The organism is Novosphingobium sp. HII-3 (assembly GCF_002916655.1).
Taxonomy (GTDB): Bacteria; Pseudomonadota; Alphaproteobacteria; order Sphingomonadales; family Sphingomonadaceae; genus Novosphingobium; species Novosphingobium panipatense.
This window is the reverse complement of record NZ_PPSM01000050.1, coordinates 1-10,244: the sequence shown is the minus strand read 5'-3', so window position 1 is coordinate 10,244 and position 10,244 is coordinate 1. Positions and strand designations below refer to the sequence as shown.

At 60.2% G+C, this 10,244-nt stretch carries 21 protein-coding genes and 1 pseudogene; 17 read left to right on the top strand and 5 right to left on the bottom strand.

Features of this window, described 5'->3' with window-relative positions:
* Positions 1 to 154: 154 nt before the first annotated feature.
* The 5 genes from C2R25_RS16245 to C2R25_RS16225 form a co-directional block, all read right to left on the bottom strand.
* A complete protein-coding gene (locus C2R25_RS16245; RefSeq protein ID WP_146049683.1) occupies positions 155 to 406 on the bottom strand; it encodes a hypothetical protein in 252 nt (83 codons plus the stop codon).
* 656 nt (positions 407 to 1,062) lie between these two features.
* Positions 1,063 to 1,443: a helix-turn-helix domain-containing protein gene (locus C2R25_RS16235; RefSeq protein ID WP_158250699.1), complete on the bottom strand. Its 381-nt coding sequence runs from the start codon at positions 1,441 to 1,443 to the stop codon at positions 1,063 to 1,065.
* Positions 1,412 to 1,933, bottom strand: coding sequence for a hypothetical protein (locus tag C2R25_RS20520; protein ID WP_158250698.1), 522 nt, complete (start codon positions 1,931 to 1,933; stop codon positions 1,412 to 1,414). The genes C2R25_RS16235 and C2R25_RS20520 overlap by 32 nt, the downstream gene beginning before the upstream one ends.
* Before the next feature lie 167 nt (positions 1,934 to 2,100).
* Positions 2,101 to 2,388 carry a hypothetical protein gene (locus tag C2R25_RS16230; protein ID WP_103730214.1) on the bottom strand — a complete coding sequence of 96 codons (288 nt, stop codon included), beginning with the start codon at positions 2,386 to 2,388 and terminating at the stop codon, positions 2,101 to 2,103.
* Complete coding sequence (locus C2R25_RS16225; protein ID WP_158250697.1) at positions 2,385 to 2,720, bottom strand: helix-turn-helix transcriptional regulator; 336 nt, start codon at positions 2,718 to 2,720, stop codon at positions 2,385 to 2,387. The genes C2R25_RS16230 and C2R25_RS16225 overlap by 4 nt, the downstream gene beginning before the upstream one ends.
* A 94-nt stretch (positions 2,721 to 2,814) precedes the next feature.
* Between C2R25_RS16225 and C2R25_RS16220 the strand changes: the two genes are divergently transcribed.
* The 17 genes and pseudogenes from C2R25_RS16220 (at position 2,815) to C2R25_RS20280 (ending at position 9,994) form a co-directional block, all read left to right on the top strand.
* A complete protein-coding gene (locus C2R25_RS16220; RefSeq protein WP_103730212.1) occupies positions 2,815 to 3,042 on the top strand; it encodes a helix-turn-helix domain-containing protein in 228 nt (75 codons plus the stop codon).
* 414 nt (positions 3,043 to 3,456) lie between these two features.
* Complete coding sequence (locus tag C2R25_RS16215; RefSeq protein ID WP_146049682.1) at positions 3,457 to 3,873, top strand: hypothetical protein; 417 nt, start codon at positions 3,457 to 3,459, stop codon at positions 3,871 to 3,873.
* A 2-nt stretch (positions 3,874 to 3,875) separates the two neighbouring features.
* On the top strand, positions 3,876 to 4,184 hold the full coding sequence (locus tag C2R25_RS16210; RefSeq protein WP_103730210.1) for a hypothetical protein: 309 nt from the start codon (positions 3,876 to 3,878) through the stop codon (positions 4,182 to 4,184).
* A gap of 18 nt (positions 4,185 to 4,202) precedes the next feature.
* On the top strand, positions 4,203 to 4,889 hold the full coding sequence (locus tag C2R25_RS16205) for an ERF family protein (RefSeq protein WP_103730209.1): 687 nt from the start codon (positions 4,203 to 4,205) through the stop codon (positions 4,887 to 4,889).
* Positions 4,882 to 5,514 carry a lambda exonuclease family protein gene (locus tag C2R25_RS16200; RefSeq protein WP_103730208.1) on the top strand — a complete coding sequence of 211 codons (633 nt, stop codon included), beginning with the start codon at positions 4,882 to 4,884 and terminating at the stop codon, positions 5,512 to 5,514. Before C2R25_RS16205 ends, C2R25_RS16200 begins: the two co-directional genes overlap by 8 nt.
* Complete coding sequence (locus C2R25_RS16195; protein WP_103730207.1) at positions 5,514 to 5,768, top strand: hypothetical protein; 255 nt, start codon at positions 5,514 to 5,516, stop codon at positions 5,766 to 5,768. The genes C2R25_RS16200 and C2R25_RS16195 overlap by 1 nt, the downstream gene beginning before the upstream one ends.
* Positions 5,769 to 5,779: 11 nt before the next feature.
* A complete protein-coding gene (locus C2R25_RS16190; protein ID WP_103730206.1) occupies positions 5,780 to 6,016 on the top strand; it encodes a DUF2312 domain-containing protein in 237 nt (78 codons plus the stop codon).
* Between the two features lie 2 nt (positions 6,017 to 6,018).
* The gene (locus tag C2R25_RS16185; protein WP_103730205.1) at positions 6,019 to 6,204 is read left to right on the top strand and encodes a hypothetical protein; all 186 of its coding nucleotides are present in this window, start codon (positions 6,019 to 6,021) and stop codon (positions 6,202 to 6,204) included.
* Positions 6,204 to 6,503 (top strand): DUF968 domain-containing protein, encoded by a 300-nt coding sequence (locus C2R25_RS16180; protein WP_103730204.1) that lies wholly within the window; start codon positions 6,204 to 6,206, stop codon positions 6,501 to 6,503. Before C2R25_RS16185 ends, C2R25_RS16180 begins: the two co-directional genes overlap by 1 nt.
* A 17-nt stretch (positions 6,504 to 6,520) precedes the next feature.
* Positions 6,521 to 6,928, top strand: coding sequence for a hypothetical protein (locus tag C2R25_RS16175; RefSeq protein ID WP_233204076.1), 408 nt, complete (start codon positions 6,521 to 6,523; stop codon positions 6,926 to 6,928).
* Positions 6,925 to 7,236 (top strand): hypothetical protein, encoded by a 312-nt coding sequence (locus C2R25_RS16170; RefSeq protein ID WP_103730203.1) that lies wholly within the window; start codon positions 6,925 to 6,927, stop codon positions 7,234 to 7,236. Before C2R25_RS16175 ends, C2R25_RS16170 begins: the two co-directional genes overlap by 4 nt.
* Positions 7,233 to 8,057 (top strand): helix-turn-helix domain-containing protein, encoded by an 825-nt coding sequence (locus C2R25_RS16165; RefSeq protein ID WP_103730202.1) that lies wholly within the window; start codon positions 7,233 to 7,235, stop codon positions 8,055 to 8,057. The genes C2R25_RS16170 and C2R25_RS16165 overlap by 4 nt, the downstream gene beginning before the upstream one ends.
* A 19-nt stretch (positions 8,058 to 8,076) precedes the next feature.
* A complete protein-coding gene (locus tag C2R25_RS16160; RefSeq protein ID WP_103730201.1) occupies positions 8,077 to 8,652 on the top strand; it encodes a hypothetical protein in 576 nt (191 codons plus the stop codon).
* Positions 8,649 to 8,855 (top strand): annotated as a pseudogene (locus C2R25_RS21065) (LexA family protein); the annotation flags it as partial. The gene C2R25_RS16160 and the pseudogene C2R25_RS21065, both read left to right, overlap by 4 nt.
* 173 nt (positions 8,856 to 9,028) lie before the next feature.
* Positions 9,029 to 9,343, top strand: coding sequence for a hypothetical protein (locus C2R25_RS16150; protein WP_199183859.1), 315 nt, complete (start codon positions 9,029 to 9,031; stop codon positions 9,341 to 9,343).
* Positions 9,340 to 9,531, top strand: coding sequence for a hypothetical protein (locus C2R25_RS16145; protein ID WP_103730198.1), 192 nt, complete (start codon positions 9,340 to 9,342; stop codon positions 9,529 to 9,531). The genes C2R25_RS16150 and C2R25_RS16145 overlap by 4 nt, the downstream gene beginning before the upstream one ends.
* Before the next feature lie 181 nt (positions 9,532 to 9,712).
* Entirely contained in the window at positions 9,713 to 9,994 is a 282-nt protein-coding gene (locus C2R25_RS20280) for a hypothetical protein (RefSeq protein WP_146049681.1), read from the top strand.
* Positions 9,995 to 10,244: the final 250 nt, after the last annotated feature.

The following is a 10,244-nucleotide window of genomic DNA, read 5'->3' as shown; positions in this document are numbered from 1 at the left end:
CGTCATCGTTCGGATGCAGTCGGTACCCAAAAACGCTACCGTCTTCCTCAAGGGCTAGACCGATGCAGCGCTGCCCCGGATGACTGTCCCGCTGATACGGCGTCTGGCCAGCGAACCAAGGCCCCGGCGTAAATTTCGTGGTGGTGGACATGGCTTAGGCCTCCACGTCATCGAGCACCGTAATGGTGCCGAGGAGAGCCCGAGCCACGATGTCAGCAGCGCACTCAAGGGCGCTCGCAAAGTCGTTGGCGTAGTCATAGCCCACCGCATCGACGCAAGCGTCAAAGAGGCGGTTCGACGTACGGATGTAAGCGCGCGGATCGGCGCACGTCTCGAACTCGCCCATGCGCAGAAGCTGCGCCATCAGGCTGTCGATCATTTCGAATTGGGGAAGAGTGACCTGCACTGACGTTCTCCTCGTTCCGGTTAACCGGTGTGAGGAGAAATTACGCCCAGTGTAAGTTTGCTGTCAACAAAAAAGTTACGCGCAGTGTAAGTCGCTTACGCAGGGTGCGCGACTCGCGGCGAGACTACGGGTTACAGCCCGTGTAGGAAACCAGAAACCGCAGGGATCGCGCGCACGAAAAAGCCCCGGTGGTGGGCCGGGGCTGGGGTTGCGAACATCCGCGAGATATGCCCGTTAGGCGGCCTCACGGCCCAAGTTGAGAGAGCCCGTAACGAACGTCTCGTTGGGGGCTTCGCATTCTAGGACAATCCGACCCGGCTCAGGGATGTGAAATGATTGAGCTATTGTGCTTATTGTGAGGCCACCGTTTAGCCCCCCTAACCGCTTCGCCATATCCAAAGACTCAGCCATCAACTCGAGGCTTGTTTCGCCTATAAGCATTCGCTCAGTGCCCGGTGCGGACATGAACATTTTCAAGGCGCAGGGCTCCCAGGTTATAGGGATGTGGATGCGAGTATAGATGCCGAGTTTAGGTAGCGTTCCCGGGATGGACGAAAGATTCAAGTTATCAGGCAAAATGCCGATCAAGCTGACCTTGTTGCCCAACTCCTCTCGAATGTCCTCGCAAAAAATTGTAATGCCATGAAGACGGTCTATCATGAGTTCACCAAAACTTTGGCCGACGCAACGCGCGAGAGATTTGCCGACGCAACGCCCGAAGTAGTTACAGTATTCATTCGGAATTGATTGCCTTGGGGGGCGTGATTTCCGCTGTCCTGTCCGTCTTCCCGGTCAAAAACAAGCTTCACTTCATATCCTAAGATTTTAGCGATTTCTGCCACGCGCGAGAGGTTAATATCGTGGGTGCCCCGCAGCTGCCTGCTGATGACTGATCGATGAACCCCAAGCTTTTCGGCAACCTCAGACTGAGAGATGTGCGGATTCTCAGCGAATGCCCAGAGAAGGAGCTCACGCGCATCGCCCACCAAGCGAAGCGCGGCGTTCCTATGATCTGTAATCGCAAGCTGAAAGGACATCTTCCGGCTCCCTTCCTGGAATATACTTTGGCTCATCCAACGGCAGTTTCGAGCGGACAAAAGAGACCTTCTTCCGCTGGTTGTTCACTGCCTCTTTATTCGGCTTTCCGTTGATCTTTATGTCATCAAGCGTCGCGATGCTCGCGCAGATGAATACGTCGTTTTTGGGGAACCACCCAAACAACCGCAACTCAGGCGTCTTAAGCTCCCAAACTCCATGCTTGAAATGCTGGATTGGCCGAAAGGCCACGGGATATAGAAGCCTATGACCAGCCCCATAGCGGTTTAGGAAGTCAATTAGTTTTTCCATCGGAGTCAGTTCTTTGGCAGAGCCAGCCGGGACCTTCGGCAGGATGTCGTTCAGCCAATCCCGGACTTCCGGGGTCACCATGAATGTACGAAGCTCCTGCTCGCGTGGTTTCAGGTTCGGCCTCAACCGAATGAGTTCGCCGTTCCGCTCTAACTCTAATAACGTTGCCATATAAGTCAACAGCCCTGGATAGCAAGGGTAATTCTGAGGACTGCTGACGGGAGGCCGAGCGGCTTTCTACCGTAGCGCCGCATCGCTCGCATCAATTCGCCACCACGCACCGGCACTCCCTGGCGTAGCGCACTGTCATAGCCCGTTATCGTGCCCGTAGGAGATGATGCGGCCGATCAGCCGTCAGTGCCAGTGCGGAAACCGGCTTTCTTTACCAAGTCAGCCAATGTGCCCGCAAATCGCTCATCGTCGAGTTGCTTGGATACCTTGGCAGAATGGGTTTTGATCGCGTGCAGATCACTCGAAACCCGCTCGCCTCGCTCCTGAAGCTGCTCGATCTGATAGCGAAGTCCCTTGAGGTCAGCCTTGATGCTGGAGGACGCCTCGGCAATCTTAGAAAGGTGATGAACACACCCGTAGGCGGCGAGCACTAAGGCGGCAGCCGTCACGTCCATAAAGTTCATGCTGCGCTACCGCCGCCAGCTCGCATACCCTCGATGTAAGCCCGCACCTTCTCTTGCTCACGCTCATTGAGGTGCCGCACCATATCGATGACCTGCCCTTCCTTTCGCGGATTGCGGCCGATCAATTCCCAAGGCTCGCAGCCATAGATATCGGCGAGGGCAAGCAGGACGCGCTCGCTGTAGGGCTGCTTGCCGTTCTCCAGGCGCGATAGGCTTGCCTCGGTAGTGGGAAGGTTCGGATCTTCCATGGCTTCAAGAGCGGCGACGACTTGCGCCTGCGTCTTATGGGCCGCCTTGCGCCACTCTTTGAGATAGATGCGCTTGTCCGTCATGCCGCCGATTATCTGGCATCCGGCGTAAGTAGGTAATGCCGCCGGGTGTAATTCCCGCTTGACGCCTAACTTACATGGGGTGTAAGTTCCGTGCATGACGCTAGACGCCTACATCAAAAGCGGCGCCGCCACACCAGCGGACCTCGCAAGGAAGACCGGCCTTAGCGCGGCTTCTATCACTCGCATCCTTTTCGGTGAACAGAAAGCGTCTCATGACGCGATCAAGGCCATCGTCAAGGCAACTCGCGGCAAAGTCACTGCGCACGACCTGATCTTCGGCGCGCCGCGTGACCCCAGCGAGAAGCGAAAGGTCGCAGCATGACCGCCACCATCCTCTGGGCCTTCGCTGGCTTCCTCGCGTGGCTCGATGTCGCTGTAATCTTCGGCATCATCCTTGGCAAAGGCATCGCTGCCGGTCGCTCGCACGGGGAGGGGTGAGGGATGATCCCGCCCCTGCCTTATCAGGTAGCGACTGCTCTCTGCGCGGTTTGTCGCAAGGCTACCTGCCAGCACTCCGATTTGGAGTTCGCTGGGCTGATCCCTTTCCCCACCAGCCCTTCGCTGGTCGCACCGGCCGGTGACTGCCCCACCGTCAGCACCGGCCACCCCCGCAACGACCACGCAACCCCCTGCGTGGTGCCGGAGCCGCATCGCACCCCCCGCATCAGCGGCTCCGGCTTTCGTCTTTCCCCCGTCTCTCATGACGGGCTTTGTAGCTAACCGAGGCAACAAGATCATGGCTAGCATTTGTGCAGCGCAGCAAGATTTGGCTGACCGGCTCTCCGAAGTAATCCGCAAGCTTACCCGCGACGGGCAGTTGAACGCCCTGGCTCGCAAGGTCGGGGAAGACGTGCGCGACCTGCGCCGCTGGGCCAAGGGCACCACGCTCCCCGGCCACGTCCTGATCGCACTTCTGGACGAGCTGCCTCGCCACCACGCGGATTACCTGATCGGCAACACCCAGCTTCGCCTTGTCTCCAAAGACCAGAGCGAGACGGCCACTGCCTTTCGCGCCGCAGCCGCTACGTCCTCGTTCGTCGCCGAAGTCGCTGAACGTATGTCCGATGGCGAGTGGTGCCACCGTGATGATGCCGCCGCCAAGGAAAAAGCGCGCGAGACGATCACCGAACTTCAGCAGTTTGTGGGAGAGTGACGGTGATCGAACATCACTCCAGCCCGAGCCGCATGGCGTACGTGCTCGCTCGCTACATCGACGATCCGCGCAGGATCCGCTCGCACGTACTGGCCGAGTTCCAAACCTGCCCCGGCTTCCCGGCGATTGAACGGATGCGTGCTGCTCACAAGCGCCGCCCTGCCAAGCAGCCGAACTTCAAGATGCCGAGCAAACGATATCCGGAGGACATGGCGCGGTCCAGCAACGCGCTCCTGAAGGCCCTTCACCGCAACCACCCGTACGTCTTCGACGCCGCCGAAAAGGCTGGGCGTCTTTGCGTGCGCCCCTGATTTCCGAGGAGACGAGACATGAACGCACAGACTCGTATCGCAGTACCCCAAGGGGTCTACGCGAAGATAGCCGCCGTCCAGGCCGAGATTGCCAAGGAAGGCATCTCCAAGGATCGCAGCAACCAGCAGCAGAAGTACAAGTTCCGCGGTATCGACGATGTCTACAATGCGCTTGCGCCGATCCTTGCAAGGCACGGGCTCTGCGTGCTTCCGCGTATTCTTTCCCGTGATGTAGTCGAGCGGAAGACCAACAGCGGTGGCACGCTGTTCTATGTGACCGTCGAAGCCGAGTTCGATTTCGTCTCTGCGGATGATGGCTCGACGCACGTGGTCCGCACCTACGGCGAGGCCATGGACAGCGGCGACAAGGCCACCAACAAGGCTATGTCTGCGGCTTACAAGTACGCAGCCTTCATGGCCTTCGCGATCCCCACTGAGGGCGACAACGACGCCGACGCCACAACGCACCAGGTCGCGCCGAAGCAAGCAGATGCGGGCCCGGTCATCAGCGACGCGCAGTACACGAAGCTGCAGCAGCTAATCCCGGCTGCAAAGATCACCGCTGCGCAATTTAACCAGCGCTATCGCTGCAAGACGGTGGCCGATCTGCCGGCAAGCCGATTTGCCGAGGCAGAAGAGGCCCTGAACGAGCGAATAGCCGAACTGGCAAAAGTGGAAAGCAATCAGGAGGCCGCTCATGCTTGAGGAGCAGAGGACCGAGGATTGGTTCGCCAACCGAGCAGGTAAGGTCACTGCCAGCTGCATCTACAAGGTCATGACCAAGACGAAGTCTGGGTACGGCGCCGACCGTGCAAACTACATGGCCGAACTGATCACGGAGCGCCTAACTGGCGCGTGTCCAGGCGGGTTTACCAGCGCCGCCATGCAGTGGGGTATCGATCAAGAGCCCGTCGCTCGTGCGGTATACGCTGGCCGCATAGGCGAAGCGCCGGTTGAGATCGGCTTCGTCGATCACCCGACCATCCCTCACTGTGGGGCATCGCCTGACGGCCTCGTCGGCTTCGACGGTCTCGTTGAGATCAAGTGCCCCAACAGCGCCACTCACATAGCAACACTTCGCGGCGCATCGATAGATCGCAAGTACCTCCTACAAATGCACTGGCAGATGGCCTGCACTGAACGGGACTGGTGCGATTTCGTCTCTTTCGATCCCCGCCTCCCGGAAGAGATGCGGATGCATGTGCGAAGGGTCCAGCGCGATGCGGAGCTTCTCGCTGAGATCGAGGCCGAAGTGACCAAGTTCCTCGCGGAGGTCGACGAAGCCGTTGCCGACCTGCGCGCCACCTACACAATTAAGGAAGCTGCATAATGGAACGTCTAGACGCGCTCTCTGTCCGCGAGAGCAACGGGAAGTCCTACTTCACCAAGATCGGCGCGGCCTTCCCGAACAAGGACGGCAAGGGCTTTTCGGTCCTTCTCGATGCGATCCCCGCGTCGGTGGATGGTCAATACAAGATCATGCTTCGCACGCCGCTGCCGAAGGACGGTGATCGTCAGCAGCGCTCGTCGAACAGCCGCAGTGATGACTGGGGCAGCGACAGCTTCGACGACGGCCGGTTTTGAGGAGACACGACATGGCCGAACCTACTGACGACCGCCTGCGCCTTCTGATCGAGCGTGTGGAGCGCTTGGAAGATGAAAAGAAGGGCATCAGCGACGATATCCGCGATGTCTACAACGAAGCCAAAGCCGTTGGCTACGATCCGAAGATCATGCGCGCCATCGTCCGCCTGCGGAAGATGAAGCCCGACGACCGCCGCGAAATGGACATGGTTCTCGAAACCTACAAGTCCGCGCTGGGGATCGACTGACCATGTGGCGCGCTCTCTTCCCCCGTCGCAAGTCGACCATCACCGCTGCAGCCAGTGAGCTGGGCAAGCTTGGTGCCGCAACCCGACGTGAGCGGGAGCGCGCCAAGGTCCACGAAACCGCGATCCAGATGCAGCGTGACCTTGCTGCAAAGGGTATCGAGGTTCCTGCACGGAGCCGGTTGATCTGATGGCCCGCCGCGCGAACACCGCTGAAAGCCGCCACATGGGCAGGGTCAAGCAGATCCCCTGCCTGGTATGTGGCTCTTGGTTCGTCGATGTGCATCATGTCGTCGGATATGCCGACAGGGCAGGGCGCGCGCCGAAGCGGCATGATCGCGTCGTCCCTCTCTGCAAGATGCATCATGATGTTCAGTTCGGCCCCCACACCGCCGTACATGCACTCGGGCACCAGCGCTTCGCCGAAATCTACAACATCGACCTGATGGCCGAGGCCGAGCGCCTCTGGTCGGAAAGCGAGGCCGCGTGAGCGATACCCCACCTCTTATGTTCGAAACCCGCCTGGGTATGCTGAAGCCTACCAACCGCGCAGCCGAAGAGGCTATGCGCGAGATCAAGGGCAGGGTGCGCGTCGAGATCAAGGGCGGCATTGCCAACCAGCGCCGGCGCGGGCTCTACTGGTCCGTTGCTGCCCTTGTCGTGCCGATCCTCAACGATCTTCACGGCATGACGCTGGACGAGCAGGATTTGCACGACATCACCCGCAAGAAGCTGCGCCTCTATGACGAGCAGCGCCTTCCCAGCGGTGATATCCACTACAAGCTGAGATCCACCAGCAACCGCGCCATGAACGAGGCCGAACGCGCCGCCTTCACGGATCGCGCGCTGCACCTGTGGTCCACTTGGACCGGCGTGGACGTGACCACCCTCCGTCAGGAGGCCGAAGCAGCATGAGCGGCCGTCATTCACGCAACAAGGGCGCCAACTACGAACGGGAGCTAGTGAACGCCCTTCGTGATCGCGGCCTGACAGCTCAACGCGTCCCGCTTTCCGGGGCCACCGAGTACGCCAAGGGCGACGTAGAGGTGACGGCAGGGTTCGACGGCAAGACGATCTTCCGTGGCGAGTGCAAGCGACGCTCTGCTCTTCCCGCCTGGATCGAACGCGCTCTTGGCGAGAACGACTTCCTCGCCATGCGTGAAGATCGCGGAACCACGCTGATCGTCCTTCGCCTCGATACCTTCGGAGATCTGCTCCAGTGAGCAGCGAAGCCGTCGCCTGGGCCTTCAAGCAGGACATCAAGCCGAGCGGGCTGAAGTTCACGCTCGTGGCGATGGCTGAGTGCGCGAATTACAAGACCGGTCTCGTCTTCGCGTCCACTGCGCACCTTTGTGAAATCACCAGCCAGGACCGCAAGACGGTGCTCGCCAATCAGGCGGAATTGGAGAAGCGCGGCTTCATCGAAGACACTGGCGAACGCGCTGGGAAGACGAAGCAGATTAAGGTCTATCGGCCCGTAATTGGAACAGTACCGGAAACGGAACAGTCCCAAAAACGGAACAGTTCCGTTTCCCCCGGGAAAGAGTCCCAAAAACGGGACACGGAACCTTCTTATGAACCTTCACTACCTACGGAGACTACGTCTCCTACGGTAGTAAACGCCCGGGACGAGTTCCCCTGCCCAGCAGGTTGCGATCCGATCGATTGGGGCAGTCTCCTGAAGACCCGGAAAGCTGCTCGTAAGCCGATGACGGCCGGCGCGTACCGCCAGATCACCAAGAAGCTTGAGAGCTGGGAGCGCGAAGGATGGCCCCCGGGGCCCATCCTTGCCCACGCCGTGGAGCGTGGATGGCAGACCGTATTCGAAACCGACGAGATGAGAGGAAGCGCCAATGCAAACAATCGGAGCTACGCTGGGTCGCATTCTTCCCGGCACCCCGGAAAGCCAAAGGACGGTGCCATCGCCGCTCTCGACCGTAGGCTTGGATTGGACGAAAGCGCTGGCGAACGGGAAGGCCCTGACCGTCGCCCAAGCACGGCAGATCGCAGCCGCGCCCTTGCCGGCCCCGGAACCCTGTACTGAGCGGCATTTCAACCAGTGCTTGCGGATCCTGCTCGCCGCACTGCCGAAGCGCAATTCGGACGAGGTTAGCGGCGAGCTTCTGATCTCCGCTTATCAGCGCAAGCTTGGTTCGTTCTGCCGGGACCAGATCAGCTACCTGTCCGACAAGGCGCTGGAACGCTGCGAGTGGTTCCCGACCATTGCAGAGTGCCTGGCGATCATTGGCGAGTGGAAGCGCAACGATGAAGCCCTTCGCCTTCAGGAGCGCGCCAAGGGCGTCGTCCTCTGGGATCGGCAGCGCCGGTTCGACGATGTGATGTGCCAACTCGCTGACGGGTCGTACAGCCAAGATCAGATCGACGCTATGCCGGATAGCTGGAAGGTTGTCGGGGAGACGCGTGGTTACCTCTGGGCGAACGATGATGGCACCTATTCTCCCCGCGTAGGCCCCAACGCCACTGCCAGCCCGTTTGCCTCTGCCAAGCCCGCATCACCCAAGGCCACCGGCCCTGTCTGCCGCAAGTGCCACGACGTGGGCCGGGTTCTCGATCTCGATGGCAACGAGGTGGACTGCCCAGACTGCGCCATGGGCGAGCAAGCGGAGGCGGCGGAATGATCGGCCTGACCGCACAGCAACGGGCACTCCTGACTTTCATCGAGCGGTATCAGCGCGATCACGACGGCGTTGCTCCCAGCTTCGACGAGATGAAGGAAGCTATCGGGCTCGCCTCGAAGTCGGGCATCCATCGTTTGCTCACCGCCCTAGAGGAGCGCGGCTTCATTCGCCGGATCAAGAACCGGGCGCGCGCTCTGGAGGTTCGCAGCAACATCACAGGGGGCCGCGCGATAGCCCATGCCCTTCGTCTCGCATCCGATGACGAGATCCGGGCGGAATACCAGCGTCGGTCGGGCCTGAAGGCTGGCGAATACGAGGGCGCCCACCCTGCCTACCTCACTGAGGCTGGCCTCACCCCCACCAATACGGAGACACGATGATGGCTAAGTTCCGCAAGAAGCCGGTTGTGATTGAGGCGATGCAGTATCCGGGCCATCGCATCGAGAACGTCGACGAGCTGATGGCCTTTGAGGAATGGATCAACCCCATTGCGAAGGCCTGTGGCCGCTATCCGCTGAAGTACCACGGACAGGCGCTCATCATTCCCACGTTGGAGGGCGAACACGCGGCAGGGCCGGGCGACTGGATCATTCGCGGTGTTCAGGGCGAGCTCTATCCCTGCAAGCCCGACATCTTCGCCGCGACCTATGAGCCCGCCACCCCACTCACCCAGAAGGGAGAGGGCGCGTGAGCAACACCCGCATAGCCTGCGTGGCCTTTACCGCGTGGATGAGCATTGCCGCTATTGCCGAGATGCTCGGCCTTGAAACCACCCATGACGGGTTTCTGAACGTGGCGTTGAAGTTCTTGGTGGGCCTCCAGATAGCGGCGATCTGTGTCGCCTTGTTCGGGGATCGTAAGCGGGAGCCCCACCCATGACCCCCGCCCGCGACTACCTCGCCCCTATCGGCCATGGCGACTGCGCTCCTCAGAAGGCCAAGCCAAGCGATCAGGCTTTCGTTTGCAGGCATAGCGACCCTCGGTGTGAGGATGATCCCTGCCCGGCCGGAATACGCTGGATGTGTGACGCCTCCGCCATCCGCAACCTGGGAGACAAGGCATGACCCCCAGCCCCACCAGTGAGGTGACACAGGCGGACCTGTGGAAGCATGTGATGATGGAGGATCGCCATGCAGCCGCGCAGGCAGGCTATGACCTAGGGGTGCCAGACATAACAGGGCCAAGGGCGCAAGAGCTGCTTGCTCGTCGGTTCGCCGCCCACCGCCTCGCCGAACGCAACGCCTGCGCCCAGCGCGCCACCCAACTCCTAAACTCTCACCCCCACGCACCACCATCACCTCACGAAATCATCTTCGCTATTCGGCATCCCTCAGGAGAATGATCATGGCACGTCGCAGAACGAAGGCCTTTCCTAAGAAGCCCGATGCTGAGTTGATCGCCAACGATCAGGAAGGACATTGCAGCCCTTCTCAGGCGGCGTTGGACAAGCGGGTCTACAAACGTCTGTCAACGCCGGGATAAAATTGGGCCAGGCACCGGTTTAAAAAGGGGCCAGTTGGTTTGAATAAAAAGCCTCATGGTTGAGGCTGGACGCTCTCGGCAGCGGGGAAGCGGCTGTAGCGGAGCGGAAG